Annotated in this window: 9 protein-coding genes; all 9 read left to right on the top strand. The window is 39.7% G+C overall.

Going from position 1 to position 24,069, the window contains the following annotated elements; all coding sequences use genetic code 11:
• Positions 1 to 126: 126 nt before the first annotated feature.
• The 9 genes from BVH02_RS16885 (at position 127) to BVH02_RS16845 (ending at position 23,920) form a co-directional block, all read left to right on the top strand.
• A complete protein-coding gene (locus tag BVH02_RS16885) occupies positions 127 to 744 on the top strand; it encodes a class I SAM-dependent methyltransferase (protein WP_086502681.1) in 618 nt (205 codons plus the stop codon).
• Between the two features lie 111 nt (positions 745 to 855).
• A complete protein-coding gene (locus tag BVH02_RS16880; RefSeq protein WP_086502680.1) occupies positions 856 to 1,434 on the top strand; it encodes a TlpA family protein disulfide reductase in 579 nt (192 codons plus the stop codon).
• Between the two features lie 229 nt (positions 1,435 to 1,663).
• Positions 1,664 to 4,054, top strand: coding sequence for a hypothetical protein (locus BVH02_RS16875; protein WP_086502647.1), 2,391 nt, complete (start codon positions 1,664 to 1,666; stop codon positions 4,052 to 4,054).
• A 15-nt stretch (positions 4,055 to 4,069) separates the two neighbouring features.
• A complete protein-coding gene (locus BVH02_RS16870; protein ID WP_111357171.1) occupies positions 4,070 to 4,768 on the top strand; it encodes a hypothetical protein in 699 nt (232 codons plus the stop codon).
• On the top strand, positions 4,768 to 6,051 hold the full coding sequence (locus tag BVH02_RS16865) for a cation:proton antiporter domain-containing protein (protein WP_086502645.1): 1,284 nt from the start codon (positions 4,768 to 4,770) through the stop codon (positions 6,049 to 6,051). The genes BVH02_RS16870 and BVH02_RS16865 overlap by 1 nt, the downstream gene beginning before the upstream one ends.
• Before the next feature lie 677 nt (positions 6,052 to 6,728).
• Complete coding sequence (locus BVH02_RS16860; RefSeq protein WP_143244231.1) at positions 6,729 to 22,340, top strand: T9SS type A sorting domain-containing protein; 15,612 nt, start codon at positions 6,729 to 6,731, stop codon at positions 22,338 to 22,340.
• A 59-nt stretch (positions 22,341 to 22,399) separates the two neighbouring features.
• Positions 22,400 to 22,858 carry a hypothetical protein gene (locus tag BVH02_RS16855; protein WP_240507452.1) on the top strand — a complete coding sequence of 153 codons (459 nt, stop codon included), beginning with the start codon at positions 22,400 to 22,402 and terminating at the stop codon, positions 22,856 to 22,858.
• The gene (locus tag BVH02_RS16850; protein ID WP_086502642.1) at positions 22,858 to 23,481 is read left to right on the top strand and encodes a hypothetical protein; all 624 of its coding nucleotides are present in this window, start codon (positions 22,858 to 22,860) and stop codon (positions 23,479 to 23,481) included. Before BVH02_RS16855 ends, BVH02_RS16850 begins: the two co-directional genes overlap by 1 nt.
• Positions 23,456 to 23,920, top strand: coding sequence for a hypothetical protein (locus BVH02_RS16845; RefSeq protein WP_086502641.1), 465 nt, complete (start codon positions 23,456 to 23,458; stop codon positions 23,918 to 23,920). The genes BVH02_RS16850 and BVH02_RS16845 overlap by 26 nt, the downstream gene beginning before the upstream one ends.
• Positions 23,921 to 24,069: the final 149 nt, after the last annotated feature.

Genomic DNA, 24,069 nt, shown 5'->3' with positions numbered 1-24,069 from the left:
TTGTACTGCAAGTTAAGCCTCCTTTTGGAGACAAAAAGGATGAAATGTGAGAGATGTCACTAAGCGTCTGATTTTAAGATTGTAAAATTGCGAGAAATATAAACTGTATTATTGACTGGAGGAAAAATGGAAAATCAAGACAGAAAAAAACATTGGGAGCACATCTACCAAACAAAAAACTTCAATGAGGTAAGTTGGTATCAGCAAAAACCCGAAACTTCCTTAGAATTTCTACAGAAGTTCAACGTCCCCTTGGATGCAAAGATCATTGATTGCGGAGGTGGGGACAGCTGTTTTGTAGACAACCTTCTCTCTCTTGGCTATCAAGACATTACAGTTCTAGACATATCTGAGAAAGCATTGGATAGAGCCATACAAAGACTTGGAGATCAAGCCTCCAAAGTGAAGTGGATTGTTTCTGACGCAACTTCATTTCAGCCTTCCGAAAAATACGATTTCTGGCATGATAGAGCCGTTTTTCATTTTCTTCCAGATAATGAAGTTGCCCAGTATCTTGATACTATTAAGGCAAATTTAAACCCAAACGGTCACCTTGTCGTTGGCACTTTTTCAGTAAATGGTCCAACCAAGTGCAGTGGGATAGCAATCACGCAGTATTCAGAAGAATCCTTGAGTGAAAAAATTGAAAAGTATTTAAAGAAGATCTATTGCTTTACGGTTGATCATCTTACTCCGTCCAAATCTGTTCAAAACTTTGTGTTTTGCAGCTTTCAAAATCAGTAAGGCTATTCACCTTACTAATCTTCATTAATAACCTATAAAACCTGCAAGATCAGAAAACTTCAAAGGTCCCTTTGAATCTCGTAAATCGTAAATCAACTATCTGAAATGAGTATAGATTGGAAAAAAGAAATCAAAAGCTGGGGAATCATGCTCAGCGTAGTGGCATTTTTATACTTCACTGGACTTCTGCCTGTCATCGTAGGAGGAATGCAATCCGTATTGCTTTCTACTGGTTTAATAAAACCTAAAATTGAGATTCCAGACCTTACCGATCAGCAGTTCGACTACCGAGGTAAATTTCTGACATTTGACGGAAAGCAAATCGACCTAGAGAGTTACAGAGGAAAAACCGTATTTATCAATTTGTGGGCTTCTTGGTGCGGGCCATGCAGAGCGGAGATGCCGCATATTTCTGAACTGTACAAATCTGTCCAAAATGAGCCAGACTTGGAATTTTTAATGATTGGAATTGATAATGACATCAAGAAAAGTCAAGGATTTATAGAAGGTAAAAATTGGGCCTTCCCAGCGGTACATGCAAGTTATGGTTTGAATCAAAGTCTGCAGAGCGAATCAATCCCTACGACTTTGGTGGTAAATCCCGCCGGTAAAATCGTCTTTTATCAAGAGGGAATGAGCAATTTTAACACCGATGAATTTCGTGATTTTTTAGTAAACCAATCAAAATAGAAAGTATAGGCATCAATCTATCTGCTTCATAATTACTGATCGCTTATGTACTTTAAGAAGAAAAACTGATGACAATCCATCATTTTTTTATATTTTATACTTTTCCATCAAAACATATTAAAATCTAACCTAGAAGCTAGCGCCTCATTTATGGCAAGACCTTGAACAAAAATTAATGAGCTTGTCTAAACTCTTTTTTATGTTTCTTTGATTAATATCTTCATTCCAAATGAACCAAAACGCCCCTTCCAATCCAGAGCCAATCGAAGTTGAAAGAATCTTTCTAGATTCATTTATAAGTGAATTTCAAAAGTTTATTGAAGGTATTGCGGAACAATCTTCAACTGAGGAACTTTATACCTATCTTTTCGAAAACGGCACTTCCCTGCTTGAAGTATATTGTAACGTTGGTGAAACCTACTTTTTAGCTTCAGATAATACATCCGTAATCACAGAAGTTGATCATTATTTAGTCCATTTCTCCTACCCAGACCGATTCAAATCCATCGTTTTGCTTTTGCGAGATGTGCTGTTGCAGCTGAGCATAGCGAAACTTCGTGCAGCAGATGGTTTGGTATCTGACGATACATTAGAAAGTCACTTCGAGAAATCTCAAACGCTCCTCAACACCGAATTAGAAAAATCACTAAGCTATTTTGCGCAGGAGAGAAAAGTATTGCTCGAAAAGCCTGAAATTCTCAATAGAAAAATAGAATCAGTTAAGCACTTCTCAAATCCTTGGAAAACCTACCAAGTGCAATTTGAAACCCTTTCCGACCAATTCATTGAAATAGACCAAACCCATAATAGTCTCAAAGAAGCTATCACACATTATGGGCTGATTCGAGACATGATTCTCCAATTGAGAACTGATGTAATAAAATCAAATGGTCTTTTTGAAAGTAAAGCGGATGAATGCCTTAAGGAGCTTGGAAAAACAACCGATCTCGAACAACTTAATATCACCATTAAAGCTTTTGAAGAATTAACCTCCTTAGGGATTGGACTGGTGATTCGATCTGAAAGTACTCTCCGCCACCTTGATTATTCAGTCGACCAACTTCCTACGCTTGATGTACCAATAAATACTGCCGGTGGATTTTTAGTAGTGCGGAAAGTTGACCTGCGTAAGCTTTCTGAAAAATGGCTGGATTATGAGATTTTACCATACCTCACAGATTTATGGGATCTTCAGGAGGCTACTTATTCTCATCTCTTAAATGTGGCCGCACAAATTAAAAGTGGATTGAAAGTAGCTAGAAAAGCACAACAAATACCCAGCCTTGATGCAGAGATAGCCTCCCTCACCTTAGTTACTGAACAACAAAAAAAAGCTATTCAACAAAGTCATGATTTCATCACTTATATAGAGAATGAGCTAATCGACAACTTTAAAGTAACTCAAATATACCTTGAAGAGGAGTACCTCAAAGTCCCTTTTCAAACCAATTTCTCCAGATTAAAGTCCAGCAAACAAGGTCCTTTAAATACTTATTGGCCCAAAATCTCCAATCTTTTCAAAAATCTAGGAAAGCAAGTGAAGGAGGTACAAGAGAAAACACCACATCAGCGCCTGGAAGTTGCCTTAGAAATATTAGAAACAAGAAATGAGAAAGAAACTCCAGACCACTACCATTCTTTGTTTCTGAATAAAAATTTTATCGGCGACTTATTTTTGGTAAAGCGAAAGAACCATGAAGAAGAGCTTCTTAAAATCCTAAGCAATTGGAAAAAAGGCCAAAGTAGATCGGTTGCTATACTCGGAGATCCACTAAGTGGCAAGTCTACTTTGCTGGAGTTCGCTTCACATCAATTCAAGTCTAATGAAGTACATTACCTTAGTCCTGGCGCGGAAATAAGCATCGAAGGCAGAAAACAAAAAATGGGCTTTGATCTGAATGAGGTCTTAAACTTTTTGAAAAGATCGGTAAGAAATTCTAAACCTATACTTGTCCTTGATGACTTTCATCAATGGAGAAGTTCCGAATGTTCGCTACTTGCAAATGCTACAGCACTAATTGATTTTATAAGCTCAAGTTCTACCAAAGTGTTTATACTTGTTGGCATGACCAACTCACTTCACCTTCACTTAAATTCGAGAATGCAGTTCGCCCTGGGTTTCACCAACCTTTTAGATACGAACTGTACTGGTTCTGAAGAAATCTACAGAGCAGTAATGCTAAGGCATGGAGCCTCCCATCGCGCTATCTATGAGAAGGAAGGTGTCAAAATGAATGAAGTACAACTCCAAAAGAAAATCACTTGGCTAATAAAAAAATTCGATTACAACATAGGTGCAGTTTTACAAGCTTGGATATTTTGTACTGATGTGCAGGAAGATGGATCCATTAGATTTACCGAAAAAGAGACACACCTTAACGATTTTCTATCCATCACAGAATTGCTCATATTAAAAAACTGCTTGCTTTTCGGCTATTGCAGTGACCTAGAACTTAAAAATCTGTTTACCGATAGATACGAAACTGAATACAAACCTGCTGTCCGAAAGCTGCTAAATATCGGAGTTTTGGATCGCGATACTAATGGGTTCCTTATCGTCAAAAACACCGTGAGACAGGATCTTTATTCAATTTTGAAATACAAAGAATTGCTCGCCTAATCTACCAATAGTCCTATGAATCATTGGAATGATCTCCTTGTCTTAATTCTCATCGTATCAGCAATATATATGCTCATATATTTTGGGTATTTGGGTTTTACGAGATATGTGAAAAACAAGAGAATCAATAAAAAGTATATTGCATTAATTTACAAAATCAGGCTCTTTTATAAGCCTATAGCTTGGATTGTAGTCATTGGCGGTTTTGTTGCTCTTGACCCCTTAACTCATGGGTTCATCATTTTGCTAGTGGCCGGATTTGTCTTCAAACAACTCGGCAACTATGTGAGTGGACTTTTTATACGCTCTAGTCCTCTATTAGCTGTGGACACTGTGGTGAAAGCCGGAAAGATGCGCGGCAGAATTAACCGGATAGGCAGTTTGGGACTGGTATTGATAACAGACCAAGGTGAGCGGTGGGTTTGGTACAACTCCTTTGATCATACAGGTTTTACCTTGATTTCAAACCATACTAATGTTCAGCAACGAGCGCTTTATTTGAAATCAGAACTTTCGAAAGAGAAGTTGCAGAATTTGATTTTTGATCACCCTATTTTAGTCTTAGGCAAACCGATTATACTGAAAGCCTTACAAAATGAAAACACTTACTTGCTTCATTACACCTTAGTGAAGGGAGCGCAACATGAAGATTTTATCAACTTCTTGCAAGATCACGAAGTGCTAATTAACTCTACTGAAAAATTTGACTCCTAATGGAAATCGTATCCTCCTATAATCTGATCATTGAATTCTCATTGATTATTATATTATCCTTTCTTTTTAACGGCATCTCCAAAAAGTCCAACATTCCGGCAGTTTTGATGCTTATATCTTTGGGCATAATTCTCCAATATCTTCTTCAATACTTCACTTCCGCACAAATAGACTTCTTTCCAATTCTTGAAGTCTTGGGAATCGTGGGTCTGATCATGATCGTACTGGAAGCAGCTCTTGAACTTGAGCTCAAGCGGGAGAAGCTAGTCCCTATCCTCAAATCGCTAGCAATTGCACTACTAGGCCTGATGCTATCCACTTGGGCAGCAGCAAGTATCTTATATTATTATATACCAGAGATGACAATGCAATCGGCATGGCTTTATGCTACGCCACTTTCAATACTCTCTAGTTCCATTATCATACCTAGTGTATCAGGTTTGATCAACAAGAAACGTGAGTTTCACATCTACGAGAGCACTTTTTCTGATATTCTAGGGATTACACTTTTCTACTTCCTTACCGGAAAACTAAACCCTGCCGAAGACAATGGTATTGTTGGATTTGGGGGAAATTTACTACTCACCGTGGCCATCTCCCTGATAGCTAGTTATGCAATTATTTTGATTTTCCAGAAAATCAAAAGCAATGTCAAGCTTTTCCTACTAATCGCTGTATTACTTCTTCTGTATGCTTTAGGCAAGAAAATGCATCTCTCATCACTGATCATAATCTTGATCTTTGGATTAGTGATCGCCAATATGAAGTTGTTTTTCAAAGGCAGGCTTTCTCGCCTGTTGGATTATGCCAAAGCACATCAGATCTATCATGAATTGCATACGATTACAGCAGAAACAGCATTTGTTGTTAGAACTCTCTTCTTCGTTATTTTTGGTTTAACGATAGCTATCACTTCACTTTTTGACTTGCAAGTAGCATTGATTAGTAGTCTTCTCATTGCTTCGATCTATGGTATCCGTTTTGTCTTATTACTGATTTTTGAAGGAAAAGATATAATCCCTCAGTTATTTATAGCACCAAGAGGTTTAATTACAGTTTTGCTTTTTTACGGCATTCCTGCAGAAGGCCAAGTGGAATCATTTGAGCCGGGAATACTTTTATTTGTGATTATTGGCACCAGCTTGATCATGACTTTTGGTATGATCTATGAAAAGAAAAGGTCATCCAAAGCCATTGACCTCGCTAATAGTAAGGCAGTAGGAAGTGTAAAATGGAAGGTCCCTAGTGTTATGGAAAACTCAAATGACGCCATCGGAAAATAGAAATTCCTATCCCCTATTCTCTTAATTTAAAGTTAAAAGGAGGTTAAAAATTTTTGAGAAATGAAGTTCTAGGCAGTGATGATTCTTTTGCCACGAATTTTCATTCTGAGTTTAAAGATCCTAAATAATCTCTTTTTCGATGATTTGAGATCAATTCACCTTTGTACGGATGAATAATAAATTAGCCTTTTGAAGTCGCTTGGCTGGTAAGAAAAATGAAATTTCAATCGTTTTAAGATTTTTATTTTAATAATTACATTATCTATACGTGATTATTTAAATGAATCAGAATAGATTAAAATTTATAAATAGCCACTTAGTATAAATAAATATTGTAATTGATATTAAACAATATAATAGGACAAGAAGTCTTTTACATAACACAAAATACACTATATGTTATTTGACTTGTCAACACTTTCGACCCAACCATTCATCACCTAATTTGACCAAAAAAATTACTCTTTATCTGATGCTGTAATTTTTTTATGCCAAGATTTTTCTGCTGTTTTACAAACTTTTACACCCTTTTTATCAGTTCCTCTCTCAATTATTTTTTTGGACGTTTTTTAATTTGAAAATCAGAAATAACGTATTTAGAATTTGCTAATTACTTTTTTTAAACTAGTCAATTTTAATAAAAACATAAATAGACTTATTTGTTAAAAATATTAACTGTGAAGAGGTTTATTCTTACAGACACTTTTATAAACTTTGGGAAATGGCAGATTAAATTTTGCCTAGTTGCTTTCCTATTTCTATTTTTCTGTACGAATATCTTTGGCCAAGCTACCTACACATGGAAGGGGCCTACTTTACCAAATGGATCGGTAGGAGGCTCTTGGGCTACATCTACCAACTGGAACCCAACAAGAACAACGGCGGCATCTACTGATATTCTTCAATTTAACTCAGGAGCTACGCTCAATATCACATCGGTCACTAGCGGCCAAGTGATAGGGAGACTTATTGTTTCTAATAATACACAAGTGGCCTTTAATGTTACTGCCAGTACTGCTATTACTGTAGGAAATGGCGCAGGAACAGATTTAGTAATTGATTCGGGGTCGAAGCTGACTTTGGCAAGTTCTGTAACCCGTATGAGAATAAGTCTAGCAGCAAATGCTACAGGTCAGATTGATGGTGAGTTAATTTTGGGGAATCTAGGTAATCTTCGCATCAATAACACTGGATGCAATATCCTCGTCAATGGTAAAATCACCAATACTGGAGGCAGTTTTTCTGCGGTTACTGCAACAGAATTAACTTTTGCAGCCAGTTCTGAAATGCATCATAATCGAAACGGTGCAGCATTACCATTAAGCACATGGGATCCAAATTCGACTCTTAGAATAACTGGGACTACCACTACAACTTCTGGAGGAACAGCTCAGACATTTGGCAACGTTGTTTTAAATAGTTCTGGGATGGGAGTAAATATGACTTGGTCTCCTATCAGAATTGCTGGGGACCTTATTATTCAAAATGGAACCGGTGGATCATTAAGGCAAGGAAGCAATTACCAAGTAGATGGTAACGTATCATTAATAAGCGGAAATTATTATATCTCTCCCACGGCCGCAAGAACTTTAACTATAGCAGGAAATTATAACCAAACTGGTGGCACCTTGGATATGGGTTTAAGCACTTTCGGGAGTTCTTTAGCTGTAGCAGGTCATTTTACACATTCGGCAGGCACCATCACTGAATCAAGTAGCGGTGTTGGAACTATAAACTTAAATGGAGCTGGTCCAATTCAGACTTTCCTATCAGGGGGGATTGTAAGTAACCAAATCAATTGGAATATAAGTGCAAATTCAAGCATTCAAACAGCAAGCGATGCTACAACCTTTAATGGTGGAGGAAATTTCACTATAAATTCTGGAGCTACTCTCGGCATTCGAGCAGTAGATGGAATTGCAACCACTGGCGGAACTGGACATGTACGGTCAACAGGTACCCGTAACTACAATGCAGATGCTAATTACATCTTCAACGGAACCACGAATCAAACCTCTAACTCAAACTTCCCATCCTCCGTCAATACCATAAGAATAGAAAACACCGGTCTTTCTGGATTTAATACCGTGAGTTGGGAGAAAGATGTAGTCGTAGGAGCTGACTTGTTGGTCAACCAAGGCAATCTTGATCTTGATACATTTACGTTGAATAAAAGCGCTGCTGGTGGAACATTTAGCCTTGGTGCAGGATTGAAATTGAATGTAGGGGGAACTGACAATTTCCCTAAAAACTACAGCACTTACACGATTCCTTGTACTAGTATAGTCGAATACGATGGAAATTTAGGTCAACTCATAGGAGGTGTAAATTATGGGGTTCTAATTATAAGTGGATCTGATACCAAAACATTTTCCTCTGCTACATCTGCTATATGCGGAAATCTAACCTTCACAGGCACTACTACATCAATTGGTTCTGCTGGTTTTTCTGTAGGAGGAAATGTTTCAATTGATGCAGGTTCCAACTGGACTCCCGGTCTCTATATTTACCAAGTAGCCGGTAATTGGACTAGAAATGGAACATTTACTGCCAGTGGATCCACATTTGATTTTAATGGTACAGGGGCAGCTGCAATAAGCACCTCTAACTTCGAAAATGTGATCTTTTCAGGTTCAGGTGTAAAATCTGCTTCTGGCCCCTTAGCAATATCAGGTAATGTATCGATAGCCGGAAATTTCACAGCTGGAGCCCTAACGCACACAGTGGGAGGAAATTGGACTAAAGCAGGCACATTCACAGCTACTGGATCTACCATCAATTTCACTGGAACAATTCACAGCTATATCGGCGCCAGTAATTTCAATAATTTGACCTTCAGTGGATCTGGTGCAAAAAATGCAATAGGAATTCTAACTGCCACTGGAAATATTTCTATTACAAATAATTTTAATGCAGGAGCCTATTTCCATACTCTTGCAGGCAACTGGACTAGCAGCACCGGATCATATACTCCATCAACGAGTACAATTACTTTCAATGGATCGGCAGCCCAAACTATCACTGCATCTTCCAATACCTTTTATAATCTTACCCTAAATAATACTGCTGGTCTGACGGCTGCTAATGGATTCAGTATTTCCAATCAACTGATCCTTGATTCTGGTACCTTGGCAGCAGGCAGCAATTTGACCATGGGTGCAGCATCTACTATCCGAAGAAGAGGGACTGGCACCTCCACAGGGATGACAGGAAGCATACAAGGCAGCAATGCTTACGATGTGGTCTATGAAGTTGGGACAAAATCAACAGGATCTGAGATCACAGGCACTGGCCTGCGGGATGTTACTCTTGCAATGAATGCAAGTACTACCTTGACTGCTTCCGCAATTGTAAGTTTATCTCAACTATTGACTATTCCTACTGGAAACACGCTGAATATGAGCACATTTCAGCTTACAAGGCCAGGCTTAACAACTTCTGGTGCTGGTACGTTGATCACAAGCAATACGACAATCAATCCATTACCAGCTGGTGTAAACTGGAGTTTTTTGGTTCGATATGCCAATCTTACCGGTTCACAAAAAGTGGTGTTTGGGACGTATTCAGGATTGGATCTATCAGGATCTTCTGGAGTTATCACGTTGGCTCAATTAAGTGAAGGAAATATTACAATCGGATCAGGTCAATTCACTTTGACAGGTTCTCAAACCTATACTGTCACAGGATCAAACGTAGTATTTAATGCTTCTGCAGCACAATCTATCCCTGCAATTACATTTAACAATGTGACATTGAATGGCAGCGGAGACAAAACACTTTCTACACTTACTAACATTTCAGGAAGTTTGTCGATTGGTGGGACAGCTGTCGCAAAATTAGGTAATACAAATCGAACTGTGGGATCACTCTTACTTAACAATGTGATTCAATCCACAGGATCGTATGGTAGTAGTGCCTCCAGCGCTACGAATAAAATCAGTCAATATTTTGGGACTACTGGAACAGGCCTGATCAATGTCACATCAGTTTGTATTTATGGAGAATGGCTAGGAACCACTTCTACTAACTGGTTTGATCCTACCAACTGGTGTGGAGGATTACCTACAGCAACTACCGACGTGGTTATCTCATCTTCAGCTCCAAATCAACCAAGCATTGGAGCCAATGGAGCAATAGCAAGAAGCTTGCTAATACAAAATGGTGCGACGTTAACTGTTTCAGGAGCATTTACAATTAATGTAGAAGGAAACTGGACGAATGCTGGAACTTTCATCTCTGGTGCTTCCACAGTTAACTTTTCTGGCAGTAACGATGCATTGATAGGGGCAAGTAATTTTCAACATATTACTTTTTCTGGGTCTGGAATCAAATCCCTTAATGGAGCAATCACAGTTTCTGGAGATCTGGCAATTCTTGCTGCTGGGAATATGGACGCAGGGACATTTTCACATATAATTTCCGGAAACTTCTCTAACTCCGGTTCCTTTGATGCTGAGAACAGTACTTTTCTCTTCAATGCAGGACCATCATCGATAAGTGGCAGTGGGGCTAAAAACTTTTATAATCTCCAAGTAAATGGTGGGGTAATACTAACGCTTTCGAACGCTACCGGCGTTTCCAATATTCTGACACTTACTTCCGGCACACTCGCAGCAGGCACCAACTTGACTATGGGTGCTAATTCAAGTATCCAAAGAGCTGGAACAGCCTCTTTACCGACCTCATTTACAGGCACTCTCCAAGGATCTAATGTCTATGATGTGATTTATAGCGGAGAAAATAAAACCAGTGGTGCTGAATTAAGCGGAGTTGCTGGATTGAGAAACCTGACCCTAGGGCTAACTTCAGGAAATATACTTACTGCCGGAACTAACATTGCCCATACAGGTACACTGGCCATCCCTTCTGGCAATACATTGGCCATGGGCACTTTTTCTCTGTCCAATACTTCTCTAATCACCACTGGTCTTGGGCTACTAACAACTCAAAACACAGGGTCAACACCACTTCCAGCTGGAAAAACATGGTCATTCCCAGTCAACTACACCGCGTCAACTGGCGGCCAAAAATTAGTATTTGGGACGTACAATGGACTTACTGCTTCTAATAGTTCAGGCACAAACACACTTGCTCCTATTGGCGATGGAGGAGAAATTGTACTTTCCACAGGCAATTTTACAGCTTTGGGAGCATATACGTCTACGGGCTCCACAGTTCGTTTTGCTGCAAATGGCCCTCAATCTGTGCCTGGAATAGCTTTCAACAACCTAATTTTAGATGGTAGTGGAGATAAATCCTTCTCAGGAGCGTCCAATATTGTTGGTTCTTTGACTATTATTCCAGGGGTCATTGCCAAGTTGGGCAGCATAAACCACTCAGCGTCTTTCCTCACAATAGGAAGTACAGGTCAGCCCAATGGCACTTTTGGAAGTTCAGCTTCCGGAGCAACCTTCAAAATCAATACTTCTTTTGGAGCAACCGGCTCTGGAATATTGACTGTGGCAAGCAGTAATTGTACTGCTGGATTGTGGCTTGGATATGTCAGCTCAGACTGGAATGACGCAGCAAACTGGTGTGGATCGATTCCTTCCTCCACTACAGATGTAACAATATCCGCCTCTGCCCCAAACCAACCCATTATAGGATCTGCAGGAGCAATTGTACGTAACATCACTATTCAGACAGATGCAACGCTTGCTTTTTCGGGCGCCTTTAATTTGGATATTTATGGCAACTGGACCAATAATGGGTCTTATACGCCAAATCAAGGTAGAATCATTTTCAAAGCTGTAGGAAATCAAACCTTTGGAGGTACTTCTAGCACCTCTATTTATCGAGTAATTCTGGAGAAAGCCTCTGCTGATCAAGTAATCCTAAATTCCAACCTAACCTTGACCAATTCCTTGGTTTTGACAGCTGGTACTTTGACTGCTGGTTCTAGATTAACTGTCGTAGCAAATACTCAAATAACCAGAGGGGGAATCACGGGAGCAACTTCTACTTTTTCAGGGACGATTCAAGGTGTAGCGGCATACGATGTGATCTACCAAGGAAATAGCAAAAATACAGGTGCTGAATTATCAGGAACAGGCTTACGAAATATTACTTTGAGCGTAGTTGCTGATAACGAGATCACTGCCACAACTAACATCGCACAGACAGGGCAATTAGCTATTCCTGCCACTATGAGTTTGAACATGTCCACATTTACACTAAGTGGCATGAATGTAAGTTCGGGGACTGGGCTATTGAACACCGCAAATGCAACTGTCCCTCCTCTGCCAAGAAGAAAGACTTGGACATTTGGGATAAACTATACCGCATCTGCTGGAAATCAACGTATCGTCTATGGTATTTATAACGCGCTAAGCGTATTAAACACTTCTGGGACTACTACCCTTGACCCACTATCAGCAGGTGGCGAAATAGAAATTGCGTCAGGTAATTTCACTAAGTCTACAGGATTGGTGACAGGTATTGGTTCAAGAGTAAATTATAGCGCGACGGCCAATCAATCTATCCCAGTTATCAGCTATGGAGACTTGATTCTCCAAGGCAGTGGGGACAAAACGTTTGGAACTGCCACTACAATAGCTGGAACAATAACAGTCAATGGCTTAGCCATAGCTAGACTGGGTAGTTCTGTAACTCATACTGCTGCAAATCTGACCTTGGGATCCGCCGGCCAGTCGAATGGTTCTTATGGATCGACAGTAGCTACAACTGCAAGTTTCAAAGTTGCGCAATATTTTGGGACGACCGGTACTGGTATTTTGAATGTTACTAACAGCACTTGTACTCCAGGTGTTTGGCTAGGATATTTCAGCTCCAACTGGAATTCTGCCTCTAATTGGTGTGGTGGTGTACCAAATGCTACTACCGAAGTAGTAATTCCAGCAGGAACGCCTTTCTCTCCTATTATCAGCTCAGGCACAAATTACAATGTGTATAATATTACTATTGAGACAGGTGCAATACTGGAGATTCAAGGTACTAGGTCTATCACTGTAGATGATAACTGGACAAATGATGGGACTTTTATTCCTGGTTCTACCAGTACGGTCCTATTCAATAATGCAGATGAAGATCAAGTTATTTCTGGGTCTGGCACAAACTCCTTCTACAATTTGACGATTAACAAAGCGAACAGTACTCTTTCTACTGACGATCCTATCGCTATATCTGGTAAGCTGTTCCTTCTGGATGGAGATTTAGTTTCAAATAACAAATTAACCTGTATTACAAACTCTTCAATTGATCGCACTGATGGCACATTTGCCGGAACTATTCAAGGTAGTAATGTCTATGATTTAACCTATCTCGGTGGAAATAAAACTACAGGTGATGAAGTCTCAGGAATTGGATTAAGGAATATGACTTTGAACCTCAGTGGAGGAAACACAATCACTGCGGGTCAATCTATCTCTTTAAGCGGAGCACTCACTATTCCTGCCTCGCAAACCTTATCGATGGGGTCAAATGCCCTACTAAGCAATACACTTACTACTACTGGGACAGGTACATTATCAACGTCAAATACTTCTACTACACCTTTGCCTGCTGGAAAAACTTGGGCTTTCGGAGTTATCTATGGAGCGGGAACTGGTAGCCAAAAAGTGGTCCATGGCAGTTACAATGGACTATCAGTAACGAATACCTCAGGTACTACTTCCTTTGCACCGCAAATAGAAGGAACTATTCAAATTGTCTCAGGAAATCTGACGCTTTCAGGAGCAGGCAGCAAAGTAGCTAGCGCTTCCCAACTTCGATTCAGTGCCTCAGCTGCGCAAGCCATCCCAGCTTTGACTTATCGCAATCTGGAACTGGCAGGATCGGGAGATAAAACCCTAAGTGGTGCTGTGACTGTAACTGAGGATTTCTCAGTGTCTGGAACTGCCGTGGCAAAATTACTGAATGTAAATCATACAGCTAATACCGTAACACTAGGTGGAGCTACACAGCCTGCCGGCTCTTATGGCAGTACAGCTTCCTCCGCTCAGTTTAAACTTTCTCAATATTTCAGCAGCACGGGAACAGGTATATTAACTACTGCTACTGGTAACTGTGTGCCTGGAACTTGGTTTGGAGTCACAAGTTCTGATTGGAATACTGCTTCCAATTGGTGTGGAGGAATACCAACATTAACAACAGATGTAATTATTCCTTCAGGAACTCCATTTAGCCCAACTATCGGTGTCGCCGGAGGCAAAACTCAATCAATCGAAGTAGCAAGTGGAGCAACTTTAACCAGCGAAGGATCAGCAGTCCTAGAAGTAGCGGGAAACTGGACAATCAATGGGACATTTAACTCAGGATCTACAAGTATCGTAGAATTTAAAGGTCCTGCCATTTCAACTATTAATTCAGGATCTTTTGCAAATGTGAGTTTTACCGGAGCTGGAACCAAAGTGGCTACAGCAGGGCTGACAATTACAGGAAATGTTCTAATAACCAACAATTTTACTACCGGAGCTTTTACTCACACTGTTGGAGGAAGTTGGACTAATTCTGGGTGTTTGCTAGCAACTGGTTCTACCATTGATTTTAATGGAACAAATGCTGCTAACATAGCAGCTTCCAACTTTCAGAATGTAATATTCTCTGGATCAGGATCCAAAACTGCAATAGGTCAATTGAACATTGCAGGTAATGTCTCTATAAGTAACAACTTTACTACTGGCTCCTTTACACATAAAATTGGAGGTAATTTGGCTAACTCAGGAACATTTTCGCCTGCTGGCTCCACCATTGAGTTCAATGGAATATCCGGGCAGCAGACATTCTCTGGCATATCCACATTTAATAACCTGACGGTAAATAATACAAATGGTCTTATTCTACCGAATGCCATAACAGTGAAGGATGTATTGATCTCAGCAGGTTCTTTAAATGCCAATAATTTCAATAGTACTGTAAATGGTAACTGGACAAATAACAGTGGGAATAATTCCTTAATTGGAGGAACATCTACTATTACTTTTAATGGCATTGCAGCTCAAACAATAGGTGGCACTTTTGCTACAAATTTCAATAACCTGTTTATTGCCAATTCTTCAAGTGTATCATTAGCAAACAATACCACAATCAATGGCAATCTTTCAGTTTCTGCAGGGGTATTCAATCTCTCCACATTTACTGCTAACCGAGCCACTGCAGGAGGAATTCTAACTCTTTCCAACAATACCACACTGAGAATAGGCGGAACTAATTCTTATCCAACTAATTATACCAACAATAATCTCATAGTAGCAAGTACGGTTGAATATTCCGGCACCAACCAAATAGTAGATAATCAGTTGTATGGAAACCTAGTCCTTAGCAGTTCTGGTGGAGCTGTAATCAAAATATTGTCTAGTTCACCATTTACTGTAGGAGGAAACTTTACCAGTAATGTGGGTACTGGGACTTCAGTAACCTACACAGGAAGTGAAAATATCACTGTAATCGGAAATGTTTCCATTGGAGCATCAACGATTTTTAACGGAGGGAATTTTAGCCATACTGTAGGCGGAGATTGGGTGAACAATGGGTTGTTTAATGGCAATAACTCTACTATCATTTACGCGGGATCAGGAGCTACTGTAAGCGGTACAGGTGTCCAAAATTTTAACAATCTGACAATTGCTGGTTCTTTGGTAAATTTTGCAAATGCAAATCTTACCATAGCAGGTAATCTTTTAACAACAGGTTCAGGCTCTTTCAACCAGGCTACAGGTGGAACTGTGTTTATGACAGGCATAGGTAAAACAATTTCTGGTCTCGGCATCTCACTCCAAAACCTGACTGTAGGCGGAAGTATAAACGTAGTTCAAGCAATGGAACTTAGCGGCAATTTATTGGTCAGTGGAAGTTTGACTACAGGAATAGGTGCATTTAGTATGAGTGGAACCTCTAAAGCAATTTCTGGAGCGGGCAACATTAGCTTTGGTACCCTCGCCATACCAGGCTCAGTTACAACCGATGCAAACTTTTCGATTTCCTCAGGACTCATCGTAGTTGGTAACCTGTCGGCATCTTCAGGAACCACTACATTCACAGGATCCTCCTATCTAAGTGGTACTGCAAATCTTTTTAATGCCACTATAAATGGAATATCACTTCAATTGTCAGTTAATTCTACATTGGGTGTTGGAAATGAATTGACCCTACTATCAGGTACACTTGATGCAACTTCGTCTGCTCCAAATACAGTTAATTTTAACGGAAGCAGCACCCAGAATGTCAATCCACTGAGTTACAGCAATCTTATTTTATCAAATGGTAGTACCAAAAATGCCAGTGGGAATATCAGTACAGCTCAAGATATAACCATCGCACCAAGTACTACTTTCAATGCCTCTTCATTTATCATCTCCATATATGGGAACTGGAATAATAATGGAAGTTTTAACGGGGGCACCGGAACTGTGCAATTTCTAGGACCAACTAATAGCTATATAAGAGGCGCAACAACTTTTAATATCCTAACTAGTAATACAACATCAACAACAGAATTAATCCTGGAGGACAATATATCAGCCTCTACTGTAAATATGATCCAAGGGATAATATCTACTGATGCAAATACTATCACTATTACCAATACAAGATCTGGCAACGGCTACATATATGGTAATATCCAACGCAACCATACTTTTACAACTGGAGTGGCCTATGCTTTCGAAGGGCCTAATAATACCATCACATTCTCTGCAGTCACAGGTGTAACTAATATAACTGTCTCAGTGAAGAAGGGCCCAATTGTGGATTTCCCTTTTAGAGGATCGATCAGTAGAGAATATAGTATTGCTATACCTGCAGGCACTTATACAGCTAGCCTTCGTCTTCATTACGAAGATCAAGAGTTGAATGGAAACAACGAGGCCTCCATAGGACTATGGAAGTACAATGGTTCGGTCTGGGGAACGATCGGTAAAACAAGTAATGATGTAAACGCCAATTATGTACAGCAAACAGGTTTAACCGATTTAACTAATAGATGGACCTTATCGGATAATTCAAATGTAGTCCGATGGAACGGTAGCGTGAGCTCAGATTGGAATACAGCTGCAAACTGGACCGTCCTACAGGGATCTGCTTCGCGACCACCTTCTGCTTCTGATATAGTAAACTTGGGCACAGCATCATTCCTAAATCAACCTATAATAACTAATCCTGTAACGGTAAAAAATATAAATTTTGGAGATGTTCAAGCAGTAGTTCTTTCTTTGGGAAGTGGTGGCTCTCTGACTTCTGGGGATATTAATGGGATTGGGAATAACACCATATCTCACAGGATTAATGTTAATAATCAACAGTTAGATATTAATGGATATCTGTCTTTGAGTGATGAATTAGACGACACTTCCATCGATCTCTATATCGAATCGGGGACAGTTACTATAAATGGAGCGCTTTTCCAATCGAGTGATGCCGGTATTTATTTTACCGATTCAGGAACATTGAAAATATTAGGGGATTATAACTTTCAAAATGGAATATTCAATGCTGGTAGCGGCACAGTAATCTTTAACGGTCTGAATAATCAAAACATAGCAAGTGTTATTTATAATAATCTCATAGTCAATAAAGTATCCGGTTCATCAACTATAGTAGGGAATACTGAGGTTCTAGGAAAACTTCAAATTGCTGAGGGCAGATTAGACAATCTTTTCATTCTCAAAATCGCAGGTGATGTTGAAATTTTGCCAAGGGGTTTATTCTATAATTATAATAAATTAGAAATAGGTGGCAACTGGGTAAATAATGGAACCTTCAGTGCAGAAGTTGGGCAGGCATTTATAAAGTTTAATGGATCTGGTACACAAACAATCTCTTCTACCACTTTTAATAATTTAGAAATCGATAAGCCGGTAGGTAGTGAAGCTGTTTTGATAGGTGATATTAAAATCAACAGCGATTTAAAAATCACATCTGGAACACTTGATCTTGGAGTATTTGGCAGTAGCAGAAACACGAGAGGTGGTACAGCCACCCTACTAGATGAAGCTACTATTGTTTTTGGGGCAAATAATTTCTCCTCCAGTTTTGCTAATTACGTTGTATCAAACGCCAGTACCGTCATAATTAATGGCAGTGTGGAACAGGCTTTATTTCTACCTGGAATAAGTATAGGAAATCTTATTTTAAGAAATTCAGGTGTTAAAAATCTTGAATCATCTCTTCAGATAAATGGGGATCTGACAATTGAGAACGGAGTTACATTTAACGGAAAATCAAATAACATTACCCTTAATGGAAATTGGATAGATGAAGGGACTTTTAATTCTTCTACCAGCACCGTATTATTTACAGGTACTTCAAAAAATATTTCAGGAAATACAACTTTCAACAAAGCCACAATTACAGGCAGTTATACCATTCTGGCTAACGTGACCTTCAATGATTTGCTTAACATAACCAGTTCAGGATCTTTAAATGGAGGTTCTTCTATACTGACAACTCTTAATGGTGATTTGTTCAATAGTGGAGTTTTATACACGCTGGGTACTACTACATTTACCGGTAATATCTTACAAACTCTGCGTTTGATAAACGCTACCACAACTGTCGCTCTTACAGTAAATTTTAATGGCTCTGTCTCTCCTGAATTAATATCCACTTCACCTCCAGAGTTTGGTTATCTTAATATCAATAATACAAGTGGAGTAACTCCAAGTGTAGGCTGGAAAATCCTCTATTTATTGACAGTTGGGAATGGTGCCAGCTTTAACGGAGGGATTTCTACTCATAATGTCTTGGGTTCAGTGACAAACAATGGCGTTATCACTAGCAATGGAGTTTTAAACTTTACACCTTCGTCAGCGGCTACTTTAAATCTTGGCAGTAATTTTTCAAGCACAGGAACTGTTTTTTTTGGCGGTTCTGGAGCGATTTCATTTGTAGGCAATACCGGAACTTTTCAGAATGTAATTGTTTTCAATACGAACGGCGCTGGGCTTACGCCTTCATCAGGATGGAATATTGGTAATGACCTAAGTATAAATAGCGGTTCTAAATTATATGCTGGCAGTTATATTTTTACGCTAGGGGGAGATTTCACTAGTACCGGAATTCTACAAAGTGGCACGTCGACCTTTACAATGGATGGTGGCGAAACTCAGAAAATTTTCACCACTTCTGCCTTCCATAATTTATCCATAAATAAACCTTCCAACTCAGTCACTCTTTTATCGGATGTTTCAGTAAATGGAGTATTAAAATTTGTGTCAGGCAGTATGGTAACTGAAGATTACCACCTGATCCAACCCTCTTCGGGAGTAATATCTGGAGCAGCAGGAAACACGGGCTGGGTGAATGGAAATTTGCAGAAAAATGTAGCAGTTGGGTCTACAGTTATAAATTTCGAAGTTGGTGATGCCACCAGCTATACTCCTATTTCAGTATTGTTTGAAAGTGTAAACGTCTCTGGAGATCTTATTGCAAAAACTATCCCAGCAGACCATCCTAACTTATCAAGCTCAACTTTCAGAAGTGACAGAACGGTTAATAGGTATTGGTCCTTTATCAATAACGGTATTGAATTTACAAATGCTTCTCTAACCATGAACTGGGTTTCCTCAGATGTAGATGCAGGAGCAAATACTGACAATTTAGCTGTTGGTAATTACGATAATAATGAATGGCTATATACTCCCATTCAAAGTCCCTCATTAACATCCATACAGACCACAGAGGTTACATCTTTAAAAGATGTAGCAGTGGGTGAATCCTGTACTTTATCCACTGAATTCAGTTATTCTGATACGATATTTTGTTCAGTAGCCGGAACGATAAACCCAACTATAATAGGAACTGCAGGAATATTCTCCTCTGAAACTGGTCTTTCCCTCAATCCAACTACTGGCGTGATTGATTTAGATTCTAGTATTCCAGGCAATTACACAGTTATAAATACTGCTTCAAGCGAAGGGGGATGCACCTCCACATCTTCAGTAGCTATTTCTATTGGTGCTACACCTGACATCACCTTAATCAGTACTGAAGCATGTGAGGGAGAAAGTTCAGGAACAATATCGGTTCAGGTAAATAGCGGTGTTTCACCATATACATTTAGTATAAATGGAGGTCCTTATCAGTCAGACAATGTTTTTGTAGGATTGTCAGCGGGTAATTATTCCGTGAAAGTAAAAGGATTTGCAGGATGTGAAGTAAGTTCTGCTATTACTGTGACAGCTTTTGCTCCAGCGGCTATCATTGAATATGCAGGTAATCCTTACCGAATTGACCAAGGAAATGCACTAGTTACACTAATCGGCACTCCTGGTGGAGTTTACTCATCAACTACAGGATTAGATTTAAATAGACAAACAGGAAATATTTCTTTATCGTCCAGTGCACTCGGAACCTACCTCGTCACCTATACTATTACATCATCAGCTAATTGTGCTGCATTCCAGACGACTACATCTATAACTATTGATGATTCCTGTGGTACCGATTTTACTTGGTTGGGAATCAATTCGAACTGGTTTGATCCTATAAACTGGTGTGGAAATCAAGTGCCACTACGTACTGGAACAACAGAAACTATTCAAATTCCTTTTACTTCAAATCAGCCCATAATAGAAGGTGCAAATGTCTTTATAGATGGAGAAATACTATTGAATGCAGACGCAAGATTGACTATCCGGTCAGGGAATAGTTTTACTTTAAATCCTCTCTCAACTGTCAGTGCTGCTACTGGATCACTTATTATTATAGAAGCGGGATCCATTTACAGAAATCTCGGATTGGGAGTTCCTTTTATTCAAGTTAATCAGCTATTTACCGGAGCGAAAGGTTGGAGAATGGTAGGTTCACCGCTGACCACTACCTATGCCTCAATGACTGCGGGTTTTGAGACGCAAGGATTCTCTGGTTCCACCAATCCTTCTCTTCAGCCAAATCTGCTCTGGTGGGATGAAAGCGATAAAGGCACTACGCTGCAGGCATGGAGACAACCTGCCAATCTCAGTAGTCCAGTGTCAGTAGGAAGAGGTCATTACTTCTATATTTTCAATGGAGCGGACAAGCCCACTCCTGCTACAGGAAATTATACAGATGTCCTGCCTTTGACCATGTCAACTACAGGCACGGAAGTAAACTTGGCAACTGGCATCTTTGACTTTGGACTTACTTTCACTGCAAGAGACACCAACTTGGTGGCGCAGGCAGACACTCTGATCGAAGTCAATCAAGCAGATGAAGGATTTAATCTTATTGCTAATCCTACTGCTAGCATGTTGGATTGGAATGCTGCAAGCGGCTGGTCAAAAACCAATACGGATGAATCGATTTATGTGTGGGATCCGGTATCGGAGGCTTTCCTAGTTTGGAATGGTAGCATAGGAACTTTAGGAAATGGAATGATTGCTCCTTTTCAGGGATTCTGGGTAAGAGCAAACAACGCCAGTCCTTCTCTTCAATTAACTGGAAACGGAGCCAAATCCTCCACGGACAAAGCCTTTTACGGTAGAACAATAGCACCAGAAAAACCATCAGTTATTCATCTTCAAGTTAATGGGGAAAATCTCCAAGCGGAGTCTTTTATCAGCTTTGGAAAGGATGGACTGGAAGGAGTAGATCCTAAAGATGCCTATCAGTTGGAGTCTTTAGCTGAAGATTGGGTGCTACTCTATACCTATGGTTCTCTCAACAAGAAGACACCTCTGGTAATCAATCACCTGAATCCTTTGGATGGAAATGAAAAGGTAATTCCACTACATCTTGCAGCTTCCAAGTCAGGCAATCCGATCAATGGAAATTATTTAATGAATTGGACCCTACCAACTGATTTGCCCGCTGAAGTCTCGGTGACTTTAATGGATCATATCTCCCATAAAGCCATAGATATGCGAAAAGAGTCAGTTCACGCATTTACATTTGAAGCTCCTAAGCTTCCAAATGCAAGAAAAGGTAATTCATTTAACCCCCTGTCTATTCCTCAGGCAGTGATCTTCCAGTCTCCATATGAAGCAGGTGAAGTAAACCCCAATGCCCGAATAACATCTGGCAAGATTCAGCGTCCATTTACCATTTTCATCAGTGCAAAGCTTGAAGGAGAAATCGGCTATTTGCCTGATCTACCTAAACTCTTTGGACCAGTACCGAATCCATTCAGTACCCATACCAAAATCAGTTTCTATTTACCCAATGCTCAGAAAGCTGCTATTCAGATTACTGATATGTTAGGTCAGGTAGTTGGAAGTTTTCCTAGTGAAGTGTATGATGCAGGAATTCATGAGCTTGACTGGATACCGTCAGCTATAGAACTTCCTCATGGCATGTATATCATCCGACTTACCACCGATACCAATCAAGTGAGCCAAAAACTAATAAAAAATTAAAGATGATTCGAAGAATACTAATACTGTTGCTCTTTTCTACCTGCCTTTTTAGGGCAAGTATGGCGCAAACAATAGCAGATACACGTAAGGCCACCTTGAGTGTAAATGCAACGGCTACTGTGACAGACAATCTTCAGATGTTAACCATCCGAAATATAGATTTAATCGCTCCATTAGTTGAAGAAAACATGATTTTGGTATCCCCAATGAGAAGTCCTTTTGCGGGAATGTTCAAAATAATTGGAAATCCAAATGCAAGGATCCGAATCACTTTTCTCCAACGAGAAACCCTAGTAGAATCCAATGAAGGAATCGGAGAAGTGAAGGCAGAATACAACCTGAGTGCTGCTTTTGAGGATCTTCAGATTCAAAGCACGCTACTTGATTTAGGCGAGGCTAATGTCGTATTAAGCAAAAAAGGTTTGTTGTTTGTCTGGCTTGGAGCCAATCTAGATTTAAGTGCTGCTTTACCGGGGGTATACCAATCAGAATTCACCATAGAACTCGAATACATTTAATGAGTATCAGCGCTATATATCCTATTCACCGATTCTGCAAGATTCTTGTAGTCCTGTTCTGCTTTATTTCGCAGGCAGCCATGGCGCAGCGAATCAGTTTCAGTACTTGGACAGGTAGCGATGATATTGTATTGAACTCTGTCATAGCAGCCCCTGAACTAAGCTTCAATCTTAAACAACCAATCATCACTTCGGGCACAAGTGTAGTTATCAATTTGGTTGATAACCAAGCCATAGCGTTTCGAATTGAAGCACCTGAAAACTTTGATTTGACTGTAGATGTGGACGCACCATTGTTTTTGACATTTGATGATGATCCATTGAAAACTATTCCTTTTCAGGTAAAAGTGGCTTACAATAACATGATGCCGGGAAACGAATTAGCTGGAAAAGCTGGTGCGATTGAATTGCCTGTTGGCTTTACCAATGTCACCTTTCCGGTGAATCGAAGAGCGGCTGGTGCACCAGGCCCTCCCCCCTCACCTCTAACTGGAGCGGAAGTACGAAGTAAGAGTTCTGCTTACATCTACATCTATGGCAGTTTAGGACCTGTGGGGGTAGTGCCGGCTGGTAATTACTCTGCACAAATCACAATTAATGTTTCCTTCACAAGCTATGATTAGGAATGCGTTCAAAATAGGTATGCTAGTGCTATTGATGCTTTCATTTGGAGCTGCTCAGGCTCAGTTTGTTACTATCAAACTAAAAATCCCTGGAGGAGCCACATTCAATTCACAAGTTGTTGACCCGATGAAAGGGGGCTCTTGGGAGAAATCTAAGGCTATAACTTGGATCGAGATCAACGTTCTTGAGAATATGGTTTTCATGGTAGATATTAAGTATCCAGACAGGCTTATCGAGCCTGCATTAGAGTTCTACTTTCTAAATAACGGTACGTCAAATTTCGAAGAATCCTATAGACTTCACAATGGTAGTCAAGCAGTAATAACGAATAAATCTGGCACTTTGGTCCGTCTCATGAATCCTCGCCCACTGGCATTGTCAGCTTGGCTAGGACTTCCCATGACAGGAGGAATAGAAATCAGAATAGAATATCCCTAGAAATTAATTACACATTTACTATCCAATTAATAAATTTCACTTTTGTATTAAAATATATTGTTTATTTATACAAAAAATATGAATGTAATGAAACTCATTTTATTGTCCATAATACACATTAATTTACATACAATAACACCACCCGTTTA

This window comes from Algoriphagus ratkowskyi (genome assembly GCF_002150505.1).
Classification (GTDB): Bacteria; Bacteroidota; Bacteroidia; order Cytophagales; family Cyclobacteriaceae; genus Algoriphagus; species Algoriphagus ratkowskyi.
Note: the sequence above shows the minus strand (reverse complement) of the source record. Positions and strands in the feature narration are given on the sequence as shown.

Coding starts and splice junctions, on each gene's coding strand:
- BVH02_RS16885 (WP_086502681.1), top strand. CDS start 127: ATGGAAAATCAAGACAGAAAAAAACATTGGGAGCACATCTACCAAACA.
- BVH02_RS16875 (WP_086502647.1), top strand. CDS start 1,664: ATGAACCAAAACGCCCCTTCCAATCCAGAGCCAATCGAAGTTGAAAGA.
- BVH02_RS16870 (WP_111357171.1), top strand. CDS start 4,070: ATGAATCATTGGAATGATCTCCTTGTCTTAATTCTCATCGTATCAGCA.
- BVH02_RS16845 (WP_086502641.1), top strand. CDS start 23,456: ATGTTTCCTTCACAAGCTATGATTAGGAATGCGTTCAAAATAGGTATG.
- BVH02_RS16850 (WP_086502642.1), top strand. CDS start 22,858: ATGAGTATCAGCGCTATATATCCTATTCACCGATTCTGCAAGATTCTT.
- BVH02_RS16855 (WP_240507452.1), top strand. CDS start 22,400: ATGGCGCAAACAATAGCAGATACACGTAAGGCCACCTTGAGTGTAAAT.
- BVH02_RS16865 (WP_086502645.1), top strand. CDS start 4,768: ATGGAAATCGTATCCTCCTATAATCTGATCATTGAATTCTCATTGATT.